This is a genomic window from Actinokineospora auranticolor (assembly GCF_002934265.1).
Taxonomy (GTDB): domain Bacteria; phylum Actinomycetota; class Actinomycetes; order Mycobacteriales; family Pseudonocardiaceae; genus Actinokineospora; species Actinokineospora auranticolor.
The window spans coordinates 198,996-223,034 of sequence record NZ_PTIX01000003.1; the positions used below are offsets into that span (position 1 = coordinate 198,996).

23 protein-coding genes are annotated in these 24,039 nt (G+C 72.4%); 13 read left to right on the forward strand and 10 right to left on the reverse strand.

Features of this window, described 5'->3' with window-relative positions; genetic code table 11:
- Positions 1-94: 94 nt before the first annotated feature.
- From CLV40_RS07070 to CLV40_RS07095, 6 genes are all read right to left on the reverse strand, one after another.
- The gene (locus tag CLV40_RS07070; protein WP_104478027.1) at positions 95-1,729 is read right to left on the reverse strand and encodes an esterase/lipase family protein; all 1,635 of its coding nucleotides are present in this window, start codon (positions 1,727-1,729) and stop codon (positions 95-97) included.
- Positions 1,726-2,109, reverse strand: a complete 384-nt coding sequence (locus CLV40_RS07075) for a hypothetical protein (protein WP_146107956.1) — start codon at positions 2,107-2,109, stop codon at positions 1,726-1,728. The genes CLV40_RS07070 and CLV40_RS07075 overlap by 4 nt, the downstream gene beginning before the upstream one ends.
- A gap of 86 nt (positions 2,110-2,195) precedes the next feature.
- Positions 2,196-3,236, reverse strand: coding sequence for a tRNA (adenosine(37)-N6)-threonylcarbamoyltransferase complex transferase subunit TsaD (tsaD, locus tag CLV40_RS07080; protein ID WP_104478029.1), 1,041 nt, complete (start codon positions 3,234-3,236; stop codon positions 2,196-2,198).
- Complete coding sequence (gene rimI, locus CLV40_RS07085; RefSeq protein WP_104478030.1) at positions 3,233-3,721, reverse strand: ribosomal protein S18-alanine N-acetyltransferase; 489 nt, start codon at positions 3,719-3,721, stop codon at positions 3,233-3,235. The genes tsaD and rimI overlap by 4 nt, the downstream gene beginning before the upstream one ends.
- Complete coding sequence (tsaB, locus tag CLV40_RS07090; RefSeq protein WP_104478309.1) at positions 3,718-4,368, reverse strand: tRNA (adenosine(37)-N6)-threonylcarbamoyltransferase complex dimerization subunit type 1 TsaB; 651 nt, start codon at positions 4,366-4,368, stop codon at positions 3,718-3,720. Before tsaB ends, rimI begins: the two co-directional genes overlap by 4 nt.
- 5 nt (positions 4,369-4,373) lie before the next feature.
- Positions 4,374-5,042: a hypothetical protein gene (locus CLV40_RS07095; protein WP_104478031.1), complete on the reverse strand. Its 669-nt coding sequence runs from the start codon at positions 5,040-5,042 to the stop codon at positions 4,374-4,376.
- 105 nt (positions 5,043-5,147) lie between these two features.
- On the opposite strand from CLV40_RS07095, the gene CLV40_RS07100 reads away from it, so the two are divergent.
- The gene (locus CLV40_RS07100; RefSeq protein ID WP_104478032.1) at positions 5,148-6,569 is read left to right on the forward strand and encodes an acyl-CoA synthetase; all 1,422 of its coding nucleotides are present in this window, start codon (positions 5,148-5,150) and stop codon (positions 6,567-6,569) included.
- Positions 6,570-7,439: 870 nt separating this feature from the next.
- Here CLV40_RS07100 and CLV40_RS07105 read toward each other — a convergent pair.
- Positions 7,440-8,975, reverse strand: coding sequence for an alkaline phosphatase D family protein (locus CLV40_RS07105; RefSeq protein WP_104478033.1), 1,536 nt, complete (start codon positions 8,973-8,975; stop codon positions 7,440-7,442).
- A gap of 146 nt (positions 8,976-9,121) precedes the next feature.
- On the opposite strand from CLV40_RS07105, the gene CLV40_RS07110 reads away from it, so the two are divergent.
- Positions 9,122-10,030, forward strand: coding sequence for a patatin-like phospholipase family protein (locus CLV40_RS07110; protein WP_104478034.1), 909 nt, complete (start codon positions 9,122-9,124; stop codon positions 10,028-10,030).
- 60 nt (positions 10,031-10,090) lie between these two features.
- Here CLV40_RS07110 and CLV40_RS07115 read toward each other — a convergent pair whose 3' ends face one another.
- On the reverse strand, positions 10,091-10,582 hold the full coding sequence (locus CLV40_RS07115) for a GNAT family N-acetyltransferase (protein WP_245931148.1): 492 nt from the start codon (positions 10,580-10,582) through the stop codon (positions 10,091-10,093).
- Positions 10,583-10,800: 218 nt separating this feature from the next.
- Between CLV40_RS07115 and groES the strand changes: the two genes are divergently transcribed.
- Together groES and groL are read left to right on the forward strand one after the other, a co-directional pair.
- On the forward strand, positions 10,801-11,094 hold the full coding sequence (gene groES, locus CLV40_RS07120) for a co-chaperone GroES (RefSeq protein WP_104478035.1): 294 nt from the start codon (positions 10,801-10,803) through the stop codon (positions 11,092-11,094).
- 81 nt (positions 11,095-11,175) lie between these two features.
- Positions 11,176-12,798 carry a chaperonin GroEL gene (gene groL / locus CLV40_RS07125; protein ID WP_104478036.1) on the forward strand — a complete coding sequence of 541 codons (1,623 nt, stop codon included), beginning with the start codon at positions 11,176-11,178 and terminating at the stop codon, positions 12,796-12,798.
- A 305-nt stretch (positions 12,799-13,103) separates the two neighbouring features.
- Here groL and CLV40_RS07130 read toward each other — a convergent pair whose 3' ends face one another.
- Positions 13,104-13,403: a WhiB family transcriptional regulator gene (locus tag CLV40_RS07130; RefSeq protein WP_104478037.1), complete on the reverse strand. Its 300-nt coding sequence runs from the start codon at positions 13,401-13,403 to the stop codon at positions 13,104-13,106.
- 696 nt (positions 13,404-14,099) lie between these two features.
- Between CLV40_RS07130 and CLV40_RS07135 the strand changes: the two genes are divergently transcribed.
- The 4 genes from CLV40_RS07135 to CLV40_RS07150 all read left to right on the forward strand — a co-directional run bounded on the left by CLV40_RS07135 (position 14,100) and on the right by CLV40_RS07150 (position 17,778).
- Complete coding sequence (locus CLV40_RS07135; protein WP_104478311.1) at positions 14,100-15,014, forward strand: hypothetical protein; 915 nt, start codon at positions 14,100-14,102, stop codon at positions 15,012-15,014.
- Between the two features lie 122 nt (positions 15,015-15,136).
- Positions 15,137-15,733, forward strand: a complete 597-nt coding sequence (locus CLV40_RS07140) for a response regulator transcription factor (RefSeq protein WP_018682728.1) — start codon at positions 15,137-15,139, stop codon at positions 15,731-15,733.
- 322 nt (positions 15,734-16,055) lie between these two features.
- Positions 16,056-16,628: a sigma-70 family RNA polymerase sigma factor gene (locus CLV40_RS07145; protein ID WP_104478038.1), complete on the forward strand. Its 573-nt coding sequence runs from the start codon at positions 16,056-16,058 to the stop codon at positions 16,626-16,628.
- 1 nt (position 16,629) lies between these two features.
- Entirely contained in the window at positions 16,630-17,778 is a 1,149-nt protein-coding gene (locus tag CLV40_RS07150) for a hypothetical protein (protein ID WP_104478039.1), read from the forward strand.
- A gap of 76 nt (positions 17,779-17,854) precedes the next feature.
- On the opposite strand, the gene CLV40_RS07155 is transcribed toward CLV40_RS07150, so the two are convergent.
- Positions 17,855-18,226 (reverse strand): DUF5319 domain-containing protein, encoded by a 372-nt coding sequence (locus CLV40_RS07155; protein WP_104478312.1) that lies wholly within the window; start codon positions 18,224-18,226, stop codon positions 17,855-17,857.
- Between the two features lie 247 nt (positions 18,227-18,473).
- Between CLV40_RS07155 and guaB the strand changes: the two genes are divergently transcribed.
- The 5 genes from guaB (at position 18,474) to CLV40_RS07180 (ending at position 23,984) form a co-directional block, all read left to right on the forward strand.
- Positions 18,474-19,985 (forward strand): IMP dehydrogenase, encoded by a 1,512-nt coding sequence (gene guaB / locus CLV40_RS07160; RefSeq protein ID WP_104478040.1) that lies wholly within the window; start codon positions 18,474-18,476, stop codon positions 19,983-19,985.
- A gap of 34 nt (positions 19,986-20,019) precedes the next feature.
- Positions 20,020-21,159: a GuaB3 family IMP dehydrogenase-related protein gene (locus CLV40_RS07165; protein ID WP_104478041.1), complete on the forward strand. Its 1,140-nt coding sequence runs from the start codon at positions 20,020-20,022 to the stop codon at positions 21,157-21,159.
- Positions 21,156-21,656: a GNAT family N-acetyltransferase gene (locus CLV40_RS07170; protein WP_104478042.1), complete on the forward strand. Its 501-nt coding sequence runs from the start codon at positions 21,156-21,158 to the stop codon at positions 21,654-21,656. Before CLV40_RS07165 ends, CLV40_RS07170 begins: the two co-directional genes overlap by 4 nt.
- Positions 21,657-21,732: 76 nt before the next feature.
- Positions 21,733-23,463, forward strand: a complete 1,731-nt coding sequence (locus CLV40_RS07175; RefSeq protein WP_104478043.1) for an FAD-dependent oxidoreductase — start codon at positions 21,733-21,735, stop codon at positions 23,461-23,463.
- A gap of 44 nt (positions 23,464-23,507) precedes the next feature.
- Positions 23,508-23,984, forward strand: coding sequence for a plasmid pRiA4b ORF-3 family protein (locus CLV40_RS07180; protein ID WP_104478044.1), 477 nt, complete (start codon positions 23,508-23,510; stop codon positions 23,982-23,984).
- The last annotated feature ends 55 nt before the right edge of the window (positions 23,985-24,039 follow it).

Genomic DNA, 24,039 nt, shown 5'->3' on the forward strand with positions numbered 1-24,039 from the left:
GGTCAAGGCTCCCCTATGGCGGGGTACCCCTCGCTGGCGTTTGGGGCGGGGTTCGGCCGTTGCGGTGTCGCGGCGAGTCGTGGTCCGGCCTGCGTCAAGGGGCTGCCGCGAAGTAGGCCACCTTGACCTCCTTCGTGGTCGGCGGCGGGAACGATTCCCCGTCGCCGCCGAGTTGGCCGATCTGGACCGTCCACACCGGCTTTGAGCGGTCGACCACGTCGCCGCCATCGGGTCCGGTTAGGACGAAGTCCGAGTTTCCCTGGTCGCAGGAGTAAGCGCCGACATAGCCGTCCGCGCGTCCGCCCCAGCTGCCGCCGTTGCGCAGCAGGCATTTCGCGCCGCCGTCCAGTTCCAGGCCCCAGGGGGCCGGGTTCGGGGACGGTGTGACCGAGGGGACCGCTTCCTTCGACACGGCTCGCCGGAGTTGCTTCTTCCACGGGAAACCGCCGCACAGGAGGTCGCGGCGGTTCGGTTCCACCCAGCAGGCCAGTGCGCCCGCGGCCGACGGGGAGCAGGCGACGACGTCCGGTCCCACGGCCGCCGGTGACGGGTAGCAGTCCTCGACTTCCTCCGGGTCCTCCGCGACGGTGTAGCCGCTCGTCGAGTTGCCCGACTTGTCCACGCCCGCCACGTTCACCACCTTGGTGGCCGCGCCGGTGGACTTGCCCAGTTCGGTCAGCGCGCCCTGCACGATCTCCGTCACCTGGTTGACCGCGCTCTGGTCGGTCGGCAGCCGCAGGTGCGAGCAGGCCGCCACGATCGTGACACCACCGAGGTACGCCTGCACGGGGGCGCTGAACCGGTTCTCCTGCAGGTCCTGCAACGTGAAGTAGTCGAAGGCCATCGACGCCGAGGCGAACGACAGGCTGTGCGCCGCGCCGTTGACCAGTCCGAAGTCGACGGTGCAGCGGTCCGTGCGGGAGTAGGACTTGCCGCCTTCCTCCGGCGGCACGCCGGTCGGTCCGGAGGTGGGGTAGCCGTGCGCGGAGGGCACGGGCACCACGCCGTCGCTGAACAGCGGGATCGAGTACGCCGTGAACCCGAAGAACGTCCGGTTCACCGTCACGTCCCCGGCCACCTGGGTCAGGTTCACCCCACTCGCCAGCCACGGCGGCAGGTCACCGCACCCGCGCGGCAGCGAAGCCCCTTTTTCGTGCTCCGCCAAGCACTTCCCGCCGTCGCGCCCGTCGATCGGCGGCAACTCCTTGCCGGTCACGTGCCGCAGCACCTCCATCAGCCGCGACGGCCCGCCTTCGCCGCCCCACGGTGACCCGAGCTGCGGCGTCCCCAGCGTGATGACGTACGGCACGACCTTCGCCAACTCGGTGTTCAGCGCGTACCGCAGCGCCAACCCGCCCATCGAGTGCGCGACGACGACGACCTTCCCGTCCCCGCCAGCCTTCTCGTACGCCGACGAGACCTGCCCCAGGTAGGCCGCGAGGCACGGCGCGATGTGCGAATCCGAGGCCCAGTACGCCGCCCACCTGCTGTAGTCGAACGTGTACGCGCTGACCCGCCCGTCCAACTGCCCGGCCACCTTCTTCGCCGAGTCGTCCATGGGGTCGCCGTTCCACCCGTGCACGAACACCACCGGCCGCTTGGACCGCGACTGCCCCGCGCCCGCCTTGGTCGACCTCGCCCCCTCGCACTGCGACGGCAACTTCTGCGCCTGCGCGGGCACAGCGCACAGCAACGTCAACAACAACACGGCCAGTACCCGGGCGATCACTGCGCGGCCTCCGTCGAACTGATCAGCCACTGCCCGTCGACGGCCACCAACCACACCGTCCACACCGCGCCACCCACCCGCGCCGAAACCTTGGCCCGCCCACCTTCCGCGGCCTGGAAGCTCGACACGTCGAACTCGACGGGTGTCCCCGCCAACGAGGTCACGAACCCGTCGTCCAGCGGCTGGTCGGGCGAGACCGCGATCGCCTCGCGCACCCGCCCCTCGGACCCGCTGGTCAGGTCCGCGGTCAACTCACGCGCCCGCTCGACCGTCAACGGCACCGCGCTCGACGCCGAAGGAGTGGTGGGGCTGGCGAAGGGAGTTCCCCCAACCCCTCGACCGCCGAAGAACCACACGGCAGCGGCAACGGCCACACCCACCAGTACAACCACGACTATCAGCCCACGTCGACCCACGCCCGTCTCATCGCGAGCGCCAATCGGGTGTTACCGGCACACCCGCACCGCTACACCCACACAGTGGACACCGGCAGCGCCGGGTCCGCCGAGAGGTCCAAAGAGGACGGCTTGACCCCGGCCGCCACCAGGTGCGCGCCCAACGCCGCCATCATCGCGCCGTTGTCCGTGCACAACCGCGGCCGCGGCACCCGCAACTCGATCCCGGCCGCCGCGCAGCGCTCCGCCGCCAACTCCTTCAACCGCGAGTTCGCCGCCACACCACCGGAAATGACCATCGTCCCGATGCCCAGGTCGGTCGCCGCCCGCACCGCCTTCGCCGTCAGGACGTCCGCCACCGCCTCCTGGAACGACGCCGACACGTCGTCCACCGGCACCTCTTCGCCATCCCGCTCCCGCGCCTCCACCCACCGCGCGACGGCAGTCTTCAGGCCGGAGAACGAGAAGTCGTACTTCGCGTCCCGGGGGCCCGTGAGTCCACGGGGGAACGCGATGGCCGACGGATTCCCGCGCCGCGCCGCCTGGTCGATCGGCGGCCCACCCGGGTACGGCAGCCCGATCACCCGCGCCACCTTGTCGTACGCCTCGCCCGCCGCGTCGTCGATGGTCGAGCCGATCTCCGTGATGCCGCCCGCCAGGTCGTCGACCCTCAGCAGTTGGCTGTGCCCGCCGGAGACCAGCAGCGCGAGCGCCGGCGACGGCAGGGGCCCGTGCTCCAGGGTGTCCGCGGCGACGTGCCCGGCCAGGTGGTTGACCCCGTACAGCGGCACGTCCAGCGCCGTCGCGTACGCCTTGGCCGCCGACACCCCCACCAGCAGCGCCCCCGCCAGCCCCGGCCCGCAGGTCACCGCGATGGCGTCCACGTCCGACAGCGCCAGCCCGGCGGTGTCGAACGCGCGCCGCATGGTCGGGACCATGGCCTCCAGGTGCGCGCGGCTGGCCACCTCGGGCACCACCCCGCCGAAGCGGACGTGCTGCTCGACGCTGGACGCGACCTCGTCGGCCAGCAACTCCAAGCCGTCCGCGCCGAGCCGGACGATGCCGACGCCGGTCTCGTCGCACGAGCTCTCAATGCCCAGGATGATCGTCATGGGGTGTTCTCCACTGTCCGGTCCACCCGCGCGGGCCGGACCATGGTGTACGCGTCGGCGCCGGAGGGCTGGTAGTAGCGGCGGCGCAGGCCGATGGTGGCGAAGCCGTGCGCCTCGTAGAGCCCGATGGCGGGCGCGTTGTCGGTGCGCACCTCGAGGAACACCTGCGCCAGGTGCTCGTCGGCGCGGGCCAGCAGCACCCGCAGCAGCGCGCGGCCCACGCCGCGGCCCTGCCACACCGGGTCGACGCCCAGGTTGTGCACGCTGGCCTCCATGTCGCCCGGCTTGCCCGCCATGCCCAACCCGCCGTAGCCGACCAGCAGCTCACCGGCGTACGCGCCCACGTAGTAGTGGCCCCAGTCCAGCTCGGACGCGAACGCCGACTCGCTCCACGGGTCGTCGTCCGGGAACAGGATGCGCTCCAGCTCGGCGCAGCGGCGCAGGTCGGCGCGCCCCAGGACGCCGATCCGCGTCGGCTCGCTCATCCCGGGCTCACCCGCTTGCGCGCACCAGGCTCGACCGCGTCCGGCCGCCGCAGGTAGAGCGGGGTCAGCGGGCCGGGTTCGGCACCGAGGTCCGCGGCGGCGACGAGGCCGAGCGGGCTCGGGTGCGCGGATCCGACCCGCGGCAGGCCGAAGTCGAACAGGTCCGCGCCCGCCACCCGGGTGACCCCCAGCTCGGCGACCCGCGCCGCGACCTCGGCGGGCGGCGCGACGGCGGGCTCGGTCCGGCGGCTGCCGTCGGCGGCGTACGCGGCCCAGTAGACCTCGCGGCGGCGCGCGTCGGTGACCACGAGCAGCGGCTCACCCGGGACGTCGGCGGCGATGGCGTCCAGCGAGCACACCGGGTGCACCGGCCGGTCCAGGGCGTGGCCGAGCGCGGCGGCGGTGACCATGCCCGCGCGCAGCCCGGTGAACGGGCCGGGGCCGATGCCGCAGACCAGGGCGTCCACGTCGGCGAAGGCGCGGCCCGCCTCGGCGAGCGCGTCGCGCAGGTGCGGGGTGAGCAGTTCGCCGTGCGCGCGGGCGTCGACGGTCACCCGCGCGGCGAGCAGCGTCGACGCGCCACCGGCTACCTCGACGACTCCGGCGGTGACCGCGGGGGTGGCGGTGTCGACCGCTAGTACCAGCACGGTCGTCAAGAGTACGAGGGCTCGCCGCCGGGCTCCGAAGTGGTCCGGGACACGTCGCCCGCCGCGCGCCGCTCGCGCCGGTTCACCGAGACGCTCTCCACCGCGAACGCGCACACCAGGGCCAGCAAACCGCCGCCCGCGATCACGCCGCCGACCTTGCCGATGCGCGCCTTGGGCAGCTTCTCCGCCTCCGCAGGCGCGGCGACCACGCTGACCGTCACCCACGTGCTCGGCGGCGCGCCGAGGTCGCGCTGCTTCTCGTCGAGGGAGTCGCGGATCAGGTCGAAGGCGTTCTGGCCGAGCTCCTTGGCCCTGGCCTCGGTGGCGCCCTCGACCTTGGCCGTCATGAACGGGCCCTCACGGCTGATCTCCACGCCGTCCTTGGGCTGGGTGACCAGCTTGGCCGCCGAGACCGCGGTCTCCTCGATGAGCATGATCGTGATGGTGGAGAGCGTCGGCGCGAACGCCAGCAGCGAGTTGGTCTGCTCCCGCTGGCTCGCCGGGCGCACGATGCGGCCGTCCTTGGGCGCGAGCATGACGACCGAGCCCGTCCACTGGTAGCTCAGCGGGGTGGTCGCGTACGCGTACCCGGCGCCGCCCAGGGTGAGCACCAGCAGCGGCACGATGACCAGCCACCGGCGCGCCAACAGCGCGAACAGCTTGCGAAATTGCACGACGCTCCCCACCGCCAGGGCTCTCCCTGGTCTGCCTATCGCGACCAGTGTGCCCGCTGTAACACCGGACTACCGGGTGCGACCGAGTTCACTAGTCTCGGTGCGGTGCTGCTGCCGACGCTGGTGAACCCCACCTCCGCCGAGGCCGTCCGCTTCGGCGACCTCGTCATCACCCACGCCGACCTGGCCGGATCCGCGCGCGCCACGGCCGCCGCGCTCGCGGGCCGCACCCGGGTCGCGGTCTGGGCCACCCCGACCCCGCACACGTGCCTCGCCGTCGTCGGCGCGCTGGCCGCCGGGGTGCCCGTGGTGCCGCTGAACCCGAAGGTGGGGGAGCGCGAGCTGGCCCACATCCTCGGCGACAGCGCACCGGAGCTGGTGCTGGCCGAACCGGACGCCGACCTGCCCCCCGCGCTGGCCCACCTGCCCCGGCTGCACGTCGACCCGGCGGCGCGCGGCTCGGGTGACCTGCCCGCCGAGCCGGACCCGGAGTCGCCCGCGTTCATCGTCTACACCTCGGGGACCACCGGCCCGCCCAAGGGCGTGCTGATGCCCCGCCGCGCGATCACGTCCAACCTGGACGCCCTGGCCGCGGCGTGGGAGTGGACCGCGGCCGACAAGGTGGTGCACGGCCTGCCCCTGTTCCACGTGCACGGCCTGATCCTGGGCGTGCTCGGCCCGCTGCGGCTCGGCGGCGCGGTCTGGCACCTGGGCCGCTTCTCGTCGGCTTCGCTGGGCGAGGCGCTGGCGGCGGGCGCCACGGTGGTGTTCGGCGTGCCGACGATGTACCACCGGCTCGCGGCGGACTGCGAGGCGTCGCCGTCGCTGGCCGCGGTGGTCGGGCGCGCGCGGCTGCTGGTGTCCGGCTCGGCGGCGCTGCCCGCGACCGACCACGAACGCATCACGGCGGCCACGGGGCAGCGGGTCGTGGAGCGGTACGGGATGACCGAGACCTTGATGAACTGCGGGGTCCGGGCGTCGGGGGACCGCAGGGCGGGCACGGTCGGGCCGCCGATCGACGGTGTCGAGGTCCGCGTCGTGGACGAAACCGGCGCTTCGGTGGTCGACGGCGAGATCGGCGAGATCGAGGTCCACGGCCCCAACCTCTTCCTCGGCTACCTCAACCGCCCGGACGCCACCACCGCCGCCCTCCGCGACGGCTGGTTCCGCACCGGCGACATGGCCATCCGCGACCCGGACGGCTACCTGCGCATCGTCGGCCGACGAGCCACCGACCTCATCAAGAGCGGCGGGTACAAGATCGGGGCGGGGGAGATCGAGAACGCGCTGATGGAGCACCCGGGGGTGGCGGAGGTCGCGGTTACCGGTGAGCCGGACGAGGACCTGGGCGAGCGGATCGTGGCGTGGGTCGTTGCTGAGGGGGAACCACCTGCGGCCTCGGACTTGGCTGACCACGTTGCGCGGCTGTTGGCCCCGCACAAGCGACCTCGGGTCGTGCACTTCCTGGAATCGTTGCCGCGCAACGAGATGGGCAAGGTCACCAAGCGGGCGTTGAAGGTGCCCTAGCGGTTTCCACAGGTGTGGGCGGGTTGTCCACAGGCTTGATCGTCTTTGGCGCTGGGTGTCGGTGTGCGTCGGTAGAATGGTTACCGGGGGCCGGAGGCGTGGGTTGATCTTGCTGGCTGTGTCTGTTTTGGCTGGTGGGGTGGGGGCTTGGGCGCGGGGTGTTTCGTCCCGGCGTGGTTGGGTTCTTGTGATCGTGTGGAGGTTCTGACCTAGCGTGGTCGCGTTCTTGTGATCGCGTGGACGTTTTGACCCAGCGTGGTTGGGTTCTCTCGTGGTCCTGGCGCGAGTTTTCGAGCGTTGCTCGATGGGGTGAATTGTCTTTGCGCGGGGCCCCTACGAGCCTGCGGTGGGGAAGAGCGGTGGGGATGGGCAAGCCCAACCCACCCGCGGGAGAGCTTGGCAGGCTCGTCCCCCCCACACAAAGACAATCCACACTCATCGAGCAGAAGGTGGGGCGCGATGGATTGGGTGGGGGTCGGGTTGATACACGTCGTCGGGTGGCGGGTTCGGCTTGGCGGGGTGGGACCGGTTATCGGGTTGGTGCGTCGGGTGGGCGGGTGCGGTGTGGGCGGCGGGCAGGGGGTCGGCCTGACGCGTGGAACGGGTTGCCGGGATGGTCGTGCCAGGTGAGCGCGTGCGGCTTGGGCGGCGGGCAGGGGGTCGGCCTGACGCGTGGAACGGGTTGTCGGGGTGCTGCGGTTGTGTGGGCTGGAGCCGCTTGGGTGGGATGGAGCTGGTCGAGCGTGGCCAGCCTCGTTGTGGGGGCAGGGTCAGTGCCGTCCGGTGCGTGCTGCGGCTTGGCGGTCGCGCCCGGGACGGGTTCGTGCGCCCGGGTGGGCGCGGTCGAGGTTCCGCGCCCACCCGGGTCGGTCAGGCCCGGTTCAGGGTGTGGCCGCGGTCCTCCACGACGAAGCTCGCCGCCGTCGTGGCCTCGGCGCCCGCGGTGCGGACGTGGGGCAGCGTGCGGAAGTCCGCGCGCAGTTCCCTGGCCGTGAAGCGCGTCCGGACGTACCCCCGCCGGTTCTTGTAGAACTTCAGGTGCGGGTTCTCCGCCAGCACCGCCGCGTTGGTGTCCTCGCCGCCGTCGCCGGTGGAGGTGATCGAGGTGGTGACCAGTTCCACCCCGACGTTGCGGGAGTCCGGGCGGTCCCAGCTCTCCTTGACCTCCCCCGCCCAGTGCCGGTGCACGTCACCGGTCAGCACGACCCCGTTGCGGGTCGTGCCCAGCCCGGCGGCGACCTTGTCCCGGCTCGCCTTGTACCCGTCCCACGAGTCCATGCTGAACCCCTGCTTCTCACCCACCGTCAGGTCGCGCTGGGCGAAGAACACCTGCTGCCCCAACACGTCCCACCTCGACCGCGAGGAACGCAGACCGTCCAGCAGCCACTTCTCCTGGGCCGTGCCGGTGATGGTCCGGGCGGCGTCGAGGCGGTCCGCGCAGTCGACCTTCGTGCCGTCGCCGCAGGCCTGGTCGTCGCGGTACTGGCGGGTGTCGAGCATGTGGAAGGTGGCGAGGGCGCCCCAGCGGACGCGGCGGAACAGCTGCATGTCCTGGCCGCGCGGGCGGGCTGTGCGGCGCAGGGGCATGTTCTCGTAGTACGCCTGGAACGCCGCCGCGCGCCGGGCCGGGAATGCGGGATCCGGGGCCTCGGGGACGTCGTCGGCCCAGTTGTTCTCCACCTCGTGGTCGTCGAACACGACCAGCCACGGCGCGACCTGGTGCGCCAGTTGGAGGTCCGGGTCCGACTTGTACTGCGCGTGCCGCAGCCGGTAGTCGGCCAGGGTGCGGGTCTCGGGGCCGACGACCGCGCGCACGTCCGCCGCCTTGCCCGCGTACTCGTACTGGTAGTCGCCCAGGTGCAGCACCAGGTCCGGGTGGTCTTCGGCGAGGCGGCGGTACGCGGTGAAGAAACCCTCGCCGTAGTGGGAGCAGGAGGCGAAGCACATGGTCAGCGCGCCGCTGAGCACGTGCGGGGCCGGGGCGGTGCGGGTGCGGCCGACCTCGGACAGGTGGCCCTGCGCGCGGAAGCGGTAGAAGTACTCCGCGCCGGGGCGCAGGCCCGACAGCTCGACGTGCACGCTGTGCCCGGACTCGGGGCGGGCGACCTCCACCCCCGCGCGGACCACGTGCCGGAAGCGCTCGTCGGTCGCGACTTGCCAGGACACCGGCACCGGCCGGTCGGGCATGCCGCCGAGCCCGTCGAGGGCCAGCGGGTCCTGGGCCAGCCGGGTCCACAGCACGACGCCGTCGGCGGACGGGTCACCGGAGGCGACGCCGAGGGTGAAGGGGTCGGTGAGCCCGCGGCCGGGCGCCGCACCCGCGGGCAGGCCGAGCGCGACCGTGGACAGGCCGATGGCGGCCGCGCCGCCGAGCAGCACGGAACGGCGGTTCGTGGAAGCGTTCATGTGGTGGGAGACCTCCCGGATGGGTGATACCGGCAGGCCACCTTGGCAGGGTGGCGGTTTCCCGCGATCGGATTCGGGGTGAGCGCTTGGTGAGCGGTCGGCGACCACCCGCTGACCCGTCCCTCGACCGGACTAACGTCGCCACCGTGCACCCCGTCGCCGCCCTGCTCCACGCCCGCCGCGCCGCGAACACCCGAGCCGACGGCAGGCGCCTCGCCCTGGTGATCGAGGGCGGCGGCAGCCGGGGCGCCTTCTCCGGCGGCATGGTCGCCGGCCTGGACGACCTCGGCCTGGTCGACTGCTTCGACGCCGTCTACGGGGCCTCCGCGGGCGCGCTCAACGCCGCCTGGATGCTCGGCGGCCAGGCCCAGCTCGGCACCACCGGCTGGTCCGACCCCGCGATCATGCGCCGGGTCACCAACCCGTGGCGGCTGCGCCGGGTCGTCGACACCGAGCACCTCGTGCAGGTCATCTACCCGGCCATCCCGATGAACTTCGCGGGCATCCTGGCCAACCCCACGACCTTCCACCCGATGGCGACCGACGCGGCCACCGGTGCCGCCGTCGACCTCCGCCCGCTGATCACCGACCAGCGCACCCTGCAGCTCGCCCTGCGCGCCTCCACCGGCCTGCCGCTGCTCTCCGGGCGGCCCGTCACCCTCGCGGGCCGCACCTGGGTCGACGCCGGGCTCGCCGAGGCCATCCCGTTCCGCACCGCCACCGCCGACGGCGCCACCGACGTCCTGGTCCTGCGCACCCGCGCGGTCGGCTGGACCGCCGAGCCGCCGTCCCGGCTGGAGACCGCGGTCGTCTCCCGCTACCTGCGCAAGGCCGCCCCCGGCGCGCTCGCCGCGTGGACCGACCGGCACGCCCGCCAACTCGCCGACGACGCCGACCTCGCCGCGCACCCGAACATCCTCGAGATCCGCCCACCGGTCACCGCCCCGGACGTCCCGCGCCTGACCCGCGACACGATCCTGCTGCGCCGAGCCGTGCACCTGGGCCGCCGTGCGGCTGTAGACGCCCTCGCGAGATCGCGCCGGTCTCTGGACTGAACCGGGAGGGACGAGATCGGCTCAAAGGCGATCGGAGCCGAGGCCATGGCACAGACGTACTCAGCTGAAGTCTCGGCGCATGCAGACCCGCAGCTCCGGGTCCAGCCCCTCCTCGGCCTCCAGTGCGACCAGCTCCCGCAACTCCGGTGTCGGCTGGATCACCCGGAAGCCGATGCGCTCGTAGTAGGGCCGGTTCCACGGCACGTCCCGGAACGTCGTCAGGGTCAGCGCCGCCAGGCCCGCCGCGCGCGCCCACCGCTCGAAGTGGTCCACCAGCTCCCGGCCCAGGCCCCGCCCGCGGTACGCCGGGTCCACGGTGACCTGGGCGATGTGCCCGCACCCGCCGACCTCGCCGCCCAGCAGGTACGCGTCCACCCGGTCCTGCTCGAGCACCCACCCGACGCCGTCGTCGAGGAGCTCGTCGAACTCCTCGTCGGAGAACCCGTCGTCCTCCGCGATCTCCGGTAGGCCCACGTCGGCGAACGCCGCGCCCGCGATGACCTCGATCTCCCGCATCCGGGGGTAGTCCGCCCGGACCGCCTTCCTGATCACCCCCGAACCTCTACCACGGTCGGGGCTGGTCAGGCCAGGATCCCACGTCACACCGAGGGGTCGTTGCAGGCTTAGCAGTCGCCTGGGTAGAGTGCCAGTTGCACGGCGCCAGTACCGCCCCGACCCCCGCGACGGCGGGGTGGCAGGAGCCGTCGGCGCGGGTTCCCACCCGCGCCCTGTACCTGCCAACGCTTTCGACGACCCGTGGAGGTCACGCGGTGAGCGTGAACATCAAGCCGCTCGAAGACAAGATCCTCGTCCAGGCCAGCGAGGCCGAGGCGACCACGGCTTCCGGCCTGGTCATCCCGGACACCGCCAAGGAGAAGCCCCAGGAGGGCAAGGTCCTGGCCGTTGGACCGGGTCGGATCGACGACAAGGGCAACCGCGTCCCGGTGGACGTGGCGGTCGGTGACGTCGTCATCTACTCCAAGTACGGCGGCACCGAGATCAAGCACAACGGCGAGGAGTACCTCCTCCTGTCCGCCCGCGACGTGCTGGCCGTCATCAACTAGGACGGATCGGCCGACAAGCTGAGCGCCCCGGGCCCCCTGCGGGGCACCCGGGGCGTTTTGCGATCAATGGAGAGGTAGGCAATGCCCAAGCAGATCAGCTTCGACGAGGACGCTCGTCGGGCACTCGAGCGCGGTGTGAACAAGCTCGCCGACGCGGTCAAGGTCACCCTCGGCCCGCGCGGGCGGCACGTCGTGCTCGCCAAGAAGTTCGGCGGCCCCACCGTCACCAACGACGGCGTGACCATCGCCCGCGAGATCGAGCTCGAGGACGCCTTCGAGAACCTCGGCGCCCAGCTCGCCAAGAACGTCGCCACCAAGACCAACGACGTCGCGGGCGACGGCACCACCACCGCGACCGTGCTGGCCCAGGCCCTGGTCCGGGTCGGCCTGCGCAACGTCGCCGCGGGCGCCAACCCCACCGCCATCGGCAAGGGCATCCAGGCCGCCGCCGACGCGGTCGTGGCGTCCCTCAAGGCCAAGGCCACCCCGGTCAAGGGCCGCGACAACATCGCCCAGGTCGGCACCGTCGCCTCCCGCGACGCCTCGATCGGCGCGCTGCTCGGCGAGGCCATCGAGAAGGTCGGCGAGGACGGCGTGATCACCGTGGAGGAGTCCTCCACGCTGGCCACCGAGCTCGTCATCACCGAGGGCGTGCAGTTCGACAAGGGCTACGTCTCCGCGCACTTCGCCACCGACCTCGAGGCGCAGGAGGCCGTCCTGGAGGACGCCTACATCCTGCTGCACCGCGAGAAGATCTCGGCGCTGGCCGACCTGCTCCCCGTGCTGGAGAAGGTCGTGGAGAGCGGCCGGTCCGTGCTCATCATCGCCGAGGACGTCGAGGGCGAGGCGCTGTCCACCCTGGTGGTCAACGCCCTGCGCAAGACGATCAAGGCCGTGGCCGTCAAGGCGCCGTTCTTCGGCGACCGCCGCAAGGCGTTCCTCGACGACCTCGCCGTGGTCACCGGCGGCGAGGTCATCTCCGCCGAGGTCGGCACCAAGCTCTCCGAGGCCACCCTCGAGTCGCTGGGCACCGCCCGCCGCATCGTGGTGACCAAGGACGACACCACGATCGTCGACGGCGGGGGCGCCAAGGACGCGATCGCCGCGCGCGGTGAGCAGCTGCGCAAGGAGATCGAGGCCACCGACTCCGACTGGGACCGCGAGAAGCTGCAGGAGCGGCTGGCGAAGCTCTCGGGCGGCGTCGCCGTGATCAAGGTCGGCGCGGCCACCGAGACCGAGCTGTCCGAGCGCAAGCACCGCATCGAGGACGCCGTGGCGGCCACCAAGGCGGCCGTCGAGGAGGGCATCGTGCCCGGCGGCGGCTCCGCGTTGGTCCAGGTCAGCAAGGACCTCGAGGGCGGCCTCGGCCTCACCGGCGACGAGGCGACCGGCGTCACCATCGTCCGCGAGGCGCTGTCCGCGCCGCTGTTCTGGATCGCCGCGAACGGCGGCCAGGAGGGCGCGGTCGTGGTGAACAACGTCCGCGAGCTGCCCTGGGGCCAGGGCTTCAACGCCGCCAAGCTCACCTACGGCGACCTGCTCGCCGACGGCGTCGTCGACCCGGTCAAGGTCACCCGCTCCGCGGTCGCCAACGCCGCCTCCATCGCCCGCATGGTGCTCACCACCGAGAGCGCGGTCGTGGAGAAGAAGGCCGAGGAGCCCGCCGCCGGTGGCCACGGCCACGGCCACGGTCACGGCCACTGACCAAGCACCACCCCCGCACCACACGCGAAGGGCCCGGTCCACCTCGGACCGGGCCCTTCACGTTCGTCCAAACTCGATCAAACTGGTTCAGAAACCCCCGCACCGCCAAGCTGGTTCAGGAACTCGCCGCACCGTGGGGGTCTGGGGGGTCGCCCCCCAGTGTGAATGACGGCCGACTGGGCCCGCGCGTTCCGCGGGCACACCTCGGCTGAGGCCGTGGGGATCTGGGGGTCGCCCCCCGGATTCAATAGTGGAACGCACCGGCTCACGCTCTCCGTGAGCATGGGTGTCCCGTGCGTGAAACGTCACTTCGCTACTGCGAGCGTGCGCTTCTCGGTTTTGATGATCGCCTCGCGCTCGGACTCGGAGAGGCCGCCCCAGATGCCGTACGGCTCGTGCACGGCCAGCGCGTGGGTGCGGCACAGCGACAGCACGGGGCAGGCCTGGCAGATCGCCTTGGCCTTGGCCTCCCGGCGGGCCCTGGCCGGGCCGCGCTCGCCGTCGGGGTGGAAGAAGAACGCGCTGTCCATGCCTCTGCACGAGCCCTCAAGCTGCCAGTCCCACACGTCGGCGTTCGGACCGGGCAGCCTGCGAGTGTCCGCCATGGTGGCAGCCTCCTGAGCGAGGTGGAGCGAGTGGACTGGCGTGGAACCGGCGGAGCGCGTTACTCCATTCGGTGCAGCGATTTACACGCTAGAACCGCGCCAATACTTTGTTCAAGGGTGATCGACTCATCGGATACACGATTCAGCCGATCGGCATCACCCGGTCGACACAGCGTGGCCGGCGACCCCGGTGCGGCCGTGCCGGGGGTCACCCGAAAATCGCCATCCGGCCGCCGAATCCCCACGTCGAAGCCCGGTAGGAGCCACCCAGGGTGGTCCTCGTGGCGACTCGCCCGCGTCCGCGAAACCGATACCGAGGGTGTTCGGAGTGGCGCGCGGGCCCGATGTAGTCTCGGCGGTTTCGCGCACGTGGGGCGGCAGACGCCCGCTTGAACGGGTGGGCGCCCGCGTCCGGCGGTCGAGGTCGGTCGGGAGGCGGTGCGGCGGCCTTTGCCCGACGGGGTGTCACCTGTCGCGGCGGCGCGGTACGCGCTGCGTACATCTGGTGAGTCCGATTCGTGACCAAGCGCGCGGCGGCCCGGTCGCGCCCCTGGTCGGCACCGCGCAAACCGCTCGGCCGCGGGTCCGGTTGCCCCGGTGGTGCACCGCGCGGGCTTCCTCCGGGTGTCGTCCCGGGGCGTTCGACCTAGGCCTTTGGCCACTCAGCGGAGAGGCCCAAGCGAGAAGATGGACCAGATGAGTGACCACGATCGTGCAACCCGGTGGGCCGCCGCGTTCGGCGCCCAACCGGGCGAATCCCCTGGCCCGAACGGCTCTGACCCGGCCGGGCGGTGGCTGGCGGCGGTCGCTCTGGGTGGTCAAGGTCGCTACGCGGCGGCCACCGCGCTCCTCGAACCGGTGATCTCCGGGGCGCTGCGCGCCGACCCCGCGACCGTCGCGCTCGCCGCCTCGACCCTGGCCTCGCACCGCAGGCAGCTGGGCGGCCACGCCGCCGCCCGCCGCCTCGACGGCGCGGGCCTGCGCGCGTTGGCCGAGGCGGGCGCGCTGACCGGTGGCGCGGGGCCCCTCGACCACCGCGGCGCGCTGGGGGAGGAAGGTGCCGACCTCGCCGCCGCCCGCTCGGACGTGCTGCTCGGCTTGGCCGCGGACGCCGTCGGCCTGGGCAGGCCGGGAGAGGCGCGCAGGCTGTTCGGAATCGAGTCCGCCTGGGTCGACGCGGGCTGGCGGGCGCGGATCCGGCGCGGCTGGGTGGCCGCCGAGATCGCCTTGGCCGCGGGCGACCCGGCCGCCGCGGTCGACCCCGCCGAGGCCGCCGCCGAGGCCGCCGAGGGGTGCGGGTCGGTGCGCCACCGGGCCAAGTCGGCGCTCGTGCTCGGCGCGGTCCGCGCGGCCACCGGCGACCCCGCCGCGGCGCACCGGTTGATCACCGGGTGCCTGCGCGAGTCGGTCGAGCACGGACTGCTGCCGCTGCGGTGGGCGGGCGCGCTCGTGCTCGCCGATCTGGCGCCCGGGGTCGCCGCCGAGCACCGCTCGCGAGCGGAGCGGGTCCTGCACTGTGTGTTACGACACTCCGACCCGGCGGGCCGCGCGCTCGCCCTCGCGTCGCCGTGGCTCCCGACCTCGGGTTTTGGCCTTGGTCCGAACAGGTGACATCGGCGGTCCGGTCTTCCGGTTGATTGGTTGACAGATTTACCACCGAATCGTGTCAAGGTTGGGGCTCCAGCGTCCGATAGGGGAATTGGAACGTCACTCGGCTGCAGGAAGGAGTCCCCGTGACGACGGTCTTGATCTGCGACGACCGCCGCAGCGTGCGGGAGGGCTTGACCCGTGTCATGTCTGCTGTGCCAGGGGTCAGTCGCATCGACTGCGTAGCGCACGGTGACGAGCTGCTCGCCCGGTTCTCCCGGCAGCCGGTCGACGTCGTCCTCGTCGGCACGCAGCGCGCGGTGCCCACCGGGGTCGAAGCCACGCGGCGGCTCGTCTCGGCCAACCCCCAGGCCAATGTCATCGTCTTCGGCGCACCCGACGACGCGGGCAGCATCGCCGCCGCCATCGCGGGCGGCGCCCGCGGCTACCTGCGCTGGGACGCCTCGCGCCCCGAGCTGGTCGCCGCGCTCGCGCACACCCTGGCCAGCACCTCGGTGCCCGCGCCCCGCCAGCCCTCCGACCCGGGCGTCCAGCTCACCGACCGCGAGCTGCAGGTGCTGCGCGGCATGAGCCAGGGCAAGAGCAACGGCCAGATCGGCCGCGAGCTCTACCTGTCGGAGGACACCGTCAAGACCCACGCGCGGCGGTTGTTCCGCAAGCTCGGGGTGCGGGACCGCGCCCAGGCGGTGGCCCATGGGTTCCGGCGCGGCCTGGTCTCTTAGGTCCAACGGCGTCGGCGGCGAGCCGTGCGTGCCCGGGGCGGAACGGGCACGCACGGCTTGTCGTGTCGACGCCGCTTGGACCGACCCGCCACCACCACCCGGCCCCTCCCGACCAGCGGGCCGGGTCCGCGGACACTCGTGCGCGCGCCCGGGTGCCCGCTACTGTGTCGCGTGCCACGCCAGCCCGGGGTGGGCCCGAGCGGCACGAGCGTGTCGCGGCGGTGCCCGGCCAGGGCGGTACGGTGGACCGCGAGCCCGGCTTCGGCCTCGGTTCGGTGTCCTTCAGTTGACCGCATTCGTAACACCAGGGCTGCATTCTGCGATGACCACATTGGGGGACGGACTGGACGCGTCGGTGAGCGCTGCCGTCGAGGGTGACCCTCGAGCGGTCGAGCGGGTGCTGGCGTCGGTTCGCCCCCTGGTGGTGCGGTACTGCCGCGCCCGTGTCGGCAGGCAGGAACGGTCGTTCGCGTCCGCGGACGACGTGGCGCAGGAGGTGTGTCTCGCGGTGTTGACGGCGCTGCCCGGCTACCGCGACCAAGGCCGCCCGTTCCTGGCCTTCGTCTACGGCATCGCCGCGCACAAGGTCGCCGACGCGCACCGCGCCTCCGCCCGTAACCGCTCCGAGCCCGTCGCCGATGTCCCGGACGAGCCGGAGACCGAGGCCGGGCCCGAGCAGCGCGCCATGCAGGGCGAGTTGTCCCGGCGGATGAGCGAGTTGTTGTCGGTCCTGCCGGACAAGCAGCGTGAGATCGTCGTCCTGCGGGTAGTGGTGGGTCTGTCGGCGGAGGAGACGGCGGAGGCGGTCGGATCCACTCCCGGAGCGGTTCGGGTGGCCCAACACCGGGCACTTGCCCGGTTGCGGAAGACTTTGTCGGCGGAGGAGGTGGCCTGAAGTGCCCGACCAGAGCGGTAGCGATGAGCGCGGTGCGGACGAGGTGACGACGCCCTCGGTGCCCGGGGAGCCGGGCGCGGACCCATCTCCCGGGCTGTCCAACGTGACCCCGGTCGTGTTCGGGTCCGGGCTGCGGCTCGACCCGGAGCCCGCCGAGCTGGCCGACCTCGAGGACGCCGACGACGCGGTGGACATCTCCCGGGTCGCCGCCGACGACGCGTTCCTCGACCTGCTGGGCGCCGCGGTCCGCGGCGACCGCGGTATGCACGACGACCTCGATGACCTCGGCGACCTCGGCGCGGAAATCCCCGACCTGCCCCCCGACTTCCGCGACGACGAGCTGGCGGCCCTGCTCAGCTCGTGGCGCGACGAGGTCGACTCGGCCCCGATCGGCGAGATCGTCGACTCCCAGCTGGCCGTGGCCACGGTGTTCGCCGCGAAGGCCAGACGACGCCGCAGACCAAGGCTCCTGGTGCCGTTCGCCGCTGCCGCCGCGGTGCTGGCCATCGCCTTCACCGGCGCGGGCCTGGCCGCGCGCGACGCCCAGCCGGGCGACACGCTGTGGAGCCTGACCAAGGTCCTCTACGCCGACCACGCCCGCTCCGTCGAGGCGGCGGCGTCGGTCCGCCAGGACCTGGACATCGCCCAGACCGCCCTCGCCGAGGGCAAGGTCGCCGAGGCCAAGTCCAAGCTCGAAGACGCCCAGAAGGGCCTGCCGGTCATCGCCAGCGAGGACGGCCAGGCCGAACTCGCCGCCACCCACGCCGACCTGCTGTCGCAGCTCCCGGGTGTGCCCGCCAACGGCGTGCAGGTACCGCCGTCGGCCACGCCGAGCACCGCGTCGCCGACGCCGACCCAGCAGCTCAACCCGCCGCCGTCGACGTCGTCGAACAGCCAGCAGCAGCCCGCGCCGACGTCGCAGCAGCAGCCGAGCACCCCGCCGACGACGACCGATCCGGTCACGCCGCCGTCGACCACGGAACCGCCGCCGACCACGACGACGCAGACCCAGCCGCAGACCGAGTCGCCCCGGATGAACGAGCCGACCAGTGGCACGGGCAACGGCGTCGCCCCGGCGGAAGGCGGCAACAGCCAGGGCCAGTCGTTCTCGGCGCCCGGCGCGAACGGCACGACGAGCACCACCCCCTGACCGGCGCGACAACGACGACGAAGGCCGCCCCCGGAGCAGTACCCGGGGGCGGCCTTCGTCGTGTGGTCTTCGGTGCCTAGAGCGCGTTCTCGCTGGCCGTGACGCCGTCCGCGTAGCCGCGGCAGTACTCCCAGCTCACGTAGGACACCGGGTCCGGGTCGAAGGCGGGCTCGTGCGGCCGCATCCGGCCGTCGTTGAGCAGCTGCTCCAGGCTCGCCGCGAGCAGCGCCCAGTCGTGGTAGTGCGGCTCCTGGCACTCGCCGCAGTCCACCACGATCCCCCGGACCCCGCGCGGCTCCAGCAGCGCCTGGTACACGGCGAGGTCGGACAGGTCGGCCAGCAGCTCTTCGCGTTCTTCGTCGCTCATCGGTGGGCCTGCCTCGTCGTCGGGCTCGTCGAGCACCCGGGCGGGGTCGTCGGGGTCGTCGGCGAACGGGTCGGGCGGCAGCGCCCCGCGGCGGGGGTCCCCGGCGGGCCGGTCGTCCCTGGGGCCTCCGGAGAACGGGTTGGGGGGAACTGCGTCATGCGGCACGACCACGCACGGTACCGGGCGATGCCGGGGGACTGCCCGGATACCATGTCGGAACCGGGTCACCCGCTCACCCGCGCGGGCTCTCGGCTCGGTAGCAGGCCACCCCAGCACCCCCGGCACGGCCACCGGGACCGCCAGCAGGCAGGAAGGTCCGCCACCCACCATGACCAGCGAGCTCAACGCTGACGGGGTCCCGACCAAGTTCGCCACCCTCGGGCTCACGTTCGACGACGTGCTGCTGCAACCGGCGCAATCGGATGTGATCCCCAGCACTGTCGACACGGGAACCCGGATCTCGCGCAATGTGACGCTGCGCATCCCGGTCGCGTCGGCCGCGATGGACACCGTCACCGAGGGCCGGATGGCCATCGCGATGGCCCGCCAGGGCGGCATCGGCATCCTGCAGCGCAACCTCTCCATCGAGGACCAGGCGCGGCAGGCGGAGACGGTGAAGCGGTCCGAGGCGGGCATGGTCACCGACCCCGTCACCTGCTCCCCGGGCGACACCCTCGCCGAGGTCGACGCGATGTGCGCGCGCTACCGGATCTCCGGTCTGCCGGTCACCGACGCGCAGGGCACCCTCGTGGGCATCATCACCAACCGGGACATGCGCTTCGAGGTCGACCACACCCGGCTGGTCTCCGAGGTCATGACCAAGGGCCCGCTGGTCACCGCCCAGGTCGGGGTGTCCGCCGAGGCCGCGCTCGGCCTGCTGCGCAGGCACAAGGTGGAGAAGCTGCCGATCGTCGACGGCGACGGGAAGCTGCGCGGCCTGATCACGGTCAAGGACTTCGTCAAGACCGAGCAGTACCCGAACGCCACCAAGGACCCGGACGGCAGGCTCATCTGCGGCGCCGCGGTCGGCGTCGGCGACGACGGCTACAAGCGCGCGATGACGCTGTTCGACGCCGGTGTGGACGTGCTGATGGTGGACACCGCGCACGGCCACTCGCGCGCGGTGCTCGACATCGTCGCCCGGCTGAAGAAGGAGCTCGGCGACGCGGTCGACGTCGTCGGCGGCAACGTGGCCACCCGCGCGGGCGCGCAGGCCATGGTCGAGGCGGGCGCGGACGGCGTGAAGGTCGGCGTCGGCCCCGGCTCGATCTGCACCACCCGGGTGGTCGCGGGCGTCGGCGTGCCGCAGATCACCGCCATCTACGAGGCGTCGCTGGCCGCGGGCCCGGCGGGCATCCCGGTGATCGGCGACGGCGGCATCCAGTACTCCGGCGACATCGCCAAGGCCATCGCGGCGGGCGCGGACGCGGTCATGCTGGGCAGCCTGCTGGCGGGGACCGCGGAGGCCCCCGGCGAGCTGATCCTGGTCAACGGCAAGCAGTTCAAGAGCTACCGCGGCATGGGCTCGCTCGGCGCGATGCGCTCGCGCGGCGAGGCCAAGTCCTACTCCAAGGACCGCTACGCCCAGGACGACGTGCTCTCCGACGACAAGCTGGTGCCCGAGGGCATCGAGGGCCGGGTGCCCTACCGCGGCCCGCTCTCGCAGGTCATCTTCCAGCTGGTCGGCGGGCTGCGCGCGGGCATGGGCTTCACCGGCTCGCGCACGATCCCGGAGCTCAAGCAGGCGCAGCTGATCCGGATCACGGCGGCGGGGCTCAAGGAGAGCCACCCGCACGACATCACCATGACCGTCGAAGCGCCGAACTACACCACCCGCTGAGCCCCGGCTCGGCACCCGGAAAGGAACACCCCCAGTGCGGGATCTTGTCGACATCGGCATGGGTCGGACGGCCCGGCGCGCCTTCGGCCTCGACGAGGTGGAGATCGTGCCGTCGCGGCGCACCCGCTCGTCCAAGGACGTCTCGACCACCTGGCAGATCGACGCCTACCGGTTCGACATCCCGCTGGTCACGCACCCGACCGACGCCATCGTCTCGCCCGGCACCGCGGTGGCGGTCGGCGAGCTGGGCGGGCTCGGGGTGCTCAACGCCGAGGGCCTGTGGGCCCGGCACGCCGACGTCGACACGGCGCTGCTGCGCCTGGTGGAGGCCGCGGAGAAGGGCGACGACCCGGCGGACCTGGTGCGCGCGCTGCAGCGGCTGCACGCCGAGCCGATCCAGGTGGAGCTGCTCACCGAGGCGATCCGCAAGGTCCGCGACTCGGGCGTCACGGTCGCGGCCAGGGTGAGCCCGCAGCGGGCCGCCGAGCTGACCCCGCACCTGCTGGCCGCGGGCGTGGAGATCCTGGTGGTGCAGGGCACGATCGTCTCCGCCGAGCACGTGACCAGGGACAACGGCGACCCGCTCAACCTCAAGAGCTTCATCGCCGACCTGGACGTGCCAGTCATCGCGGGCGGCGTGCACGACTACCGCACCGCCATCCACCTTATGCGCACCGGCGCGGCGGGCGTGATCGTCGGCCACGGGCACTGCGCCGGGGTCACCACGACCGACGCCGCGCTGGGCATCGGCACGCCGATGGCCACCGCGATCGTCGACGCGGCGGCCGCGCGCCGGGACTACCTGGACGAGACCGGCGGCCGGTACGTGCACGTCATCGCCGACGGCGACGTGCACGCCAGCGGCGACATCGCCAAGTCGATCGCCTGCGGCGCGGATGCGGTCATGCTGGGCGCGCCGCTCGCGGTGGCCGCCGAGGCGCCCGGTCAGGGCCTGTACTGGACGTCGGCGGCGGCGCACCCGTCGCTGCCGCGCAGCCGGGTGGTGCCGGTCGTCGAGGACGTCGAGGTCGACCTGAAGACGCTGCTGTTCGGCCCGTCCGGGGACGCGGACGGGCTGGTCAACCTGTTCGGCGCGCTGCGCAGGGCGCTGGCCAAGACCGGCTACTCGGACCTGAAGGAGTTCCAGAAGGTCGGCTTGACGGTCCGCGGATGAGGACCGTGCTGCGGTCGGGTGGTGGCTTCGCGCTGGTCGAGGCCACCGAGGCGGATCTGGAACTGGTCCGGGCGGGCTTCGACGGCGCGTTCGACGTGGACCCGGACGACCGGCCGGTGGCGCCGCCGTCGGAGATCCACCGGGCCGTGGTGGTCGACCAGGTCACTGGTGCGCCGCTCGGGGACATGAGCTGGCACCGGGTGTCCTGGGGCCGCACGTACGCGTGCGGGGCCTGGAACATGGGCATCGGGTTGCTGCCGTCCGCGCGCGGTCGGGGCGCCGGTGCGGGGGCGTTGCGGCTGCTCGTGGCGCACCTGTTCGCGACCACCGACCTGGACCGGGTCGAGGCGTCGACGGACGTGGTGAACACCGCGGCGCAGCGCGCGATCGAGGCGGCCGGGCTGCGGCGGGAGGGTGTCGCGCGGGGCGCGCAGCTGCGCGGTGGTGAGCGGCGGGACATGGTCATGTACGGGCTGCTGCGGTCCGACCTGGCCTGATCCGTGTTACCGGCGGTTACAGAAAAGTCCGTTCGGGGGCTGGTCGCGGGTGTCCGGCTGCGCCTAGCCTCTCGGCATGGGTGCGCAACTCGCCGGTAACAACGCCGACTACGACGTCCTGGTGGTCGGCTCGGGGTTCGGCGGCAGCGTCGCCGCGCTCCGGTTGGTGGAGAAGGGCTACCGGGTCGCGGTGGTCGAGGCGGGTCGCCGGTTCGCCGACGACGAGTTCGCCAAGACGTCGTGGGATCTGCGCAACTACCTGTGGGCGCCCGCGCTGGGCTGCTACGGCATCCAGCGCATCCACCTGCTCAAGGACGTGCTGGTGCTCGCGGGGGCCGGTGTCGGCGGTGGGTCGCTGGTCTACGCGAACACGCTCTACCGTCCACTCAAGCCGTTCTACGCGGACCGGCAGTGGGCGCACATCACCGACTGGGAGAGCGAACTCGCGCCCCACTACGACCAGGCGACGCGGATGCTCGGCGTGGTCACGAACCCGACGGTGACGCCGTCGGACGAGGTGATGCGCAAGGTCGCCGCGGACATGGGGGTTGCGGACTCTTACCACCCGACGCCGGTAGGGGTCTTCTTCGGCGCACCGGGTGAGCGCGCGCAAGACCCGTACTTCGGCGGCGCGGGGCCGGAACGCACCGGGTGCACCGAATGCGGGTCGTGCATGACCGGGTGCCGGGTAGGCGCCAAGAACACCCTGGTGAAGAACTACCTCTATCTGGCGGAGAAAGCCGGGGCGCGAATCGTTCCACTCACGACGGTCACCGCGGTGCGTCCGCGCGGCGATGGGTCCTTTGAGGTCGATTTGCGTAAGACCGGAACGCGGTCCAAGAGGTTCCGTACGACCGTCACGGCCGGACAGGTCGTGTTGGCCGCCGGGACGTGGGGTACGCAGAACCTGTTGCACGCCATGCGGGACACGGGCACGTTGCCGCGCCTGTCGTCGCGGCTGGGGGAGCTGACCCGGACCAACTCGGAGGCCATCCTCGGCGCGGGGCGCACGTCCGTGGACCCGTCGGTGGACTACAGCCGGGGTGTCGCGATCACCTCGTCGTTCCACCCGGACGCGAACACCCACATCGAGCCGGTCCGCTACGGCAAGGGCAGCAACGCGATGAGCCTGCTGCAGACCATCGCGACCGACGGCACCTCGCCCGTGCCGCGCTGGCGGCAGGCGCTGCGGTTCATGGCCCGGCACCCGGTCCAGACCGCGAAGCTGCTGCAGGGCTACCGGTGGAGCGAGCGGACGGTGATCCTGCTGGTGATGCAGAGCCTGGACAACTCGATCACCACCTACACCCGGCCCGGTCTGTTCGGCCGCCGCTACACCTCGCGGCAGGGCCACGGCGAGCCCAACCCGTCGTTCATCCCGGCCGGGCAGGTGGCCAACGAGCTGACCGCCCGGCACATCGGCGGTATGCCCGGCGGCACCTGGGGCGACCTGGCCGACGTCCCGATCACCGCCCACTTCATCGGCGGCTGCCCGATCGGCACGTCCCCCGACGACAGCGTCATCGACCCGTACCACCGCGTGCACGGCTACCCGGGGCTGTCCGTGGTCGACGGCGCCGCCATCACCGCCAACCTGGGCGTGAACCCGTCCCTGACCATCACCGCCCAAGCCGAGCGCGCGTTCTCGCTGTGGCCGAACAAGGGCGAACCCGATCCCCGCCCCGACCCCGGGACGCCGTACCGCCGGGTGGACCCGGTCGACCCGGTCGCGCCCACCGTGCCCGCCTCGGCACCTGCCGCCCTTCGCCCCACCGCGGTCCCACCGCGCGCGGATGCCTGCGACTGAGCCATGCCCGCACCACCAAGCCGCGCCTTTGAGACGCTCACCAGGTGGACGGCGATCGACTCGCGCACCTGGTCGACGAGAAGCAGGCAGGACCGGAGGTCGTGACCCCGCTGCGAGGCGGAGTGGCCGGGTTGCGAGCCGGCGCCGCGCCGCGGAGCGTCCCGCCGGAGACGGTCTACCGGATCAAGGTTTCGCTGCTGGGGGCGACGCCGCCGATCTGGCGGCGGTTGGAGGTGGCCGCGGACATCTTCCTCGGCGGGCTCCACGAGGTGATCCAGCGGGCGTTCGACTGGGACGGCGGTCACCTGCACGTCTTCCGGACGCCTCGCGGTGACTTCGGCGTGCCCTACTCCGACATGGGCTTCGCGGACCAGGACACCGCCACCTTGGCCGACGTGGCGCCCGGGGTCGGCGGGAAGATCGGCTACCACTACGACTTCGGGGACTGCTGGGACCACGAGATCGTGGTCGAGGAAGTGATGGCGCCGTGCACCGCGGCGTTGCGGCCTTCCGGTCGCTGACCTGTGGTTGATCTTTGCCGGAGTGAGTTGTCCACATGGGCCGATTTTCTCCACA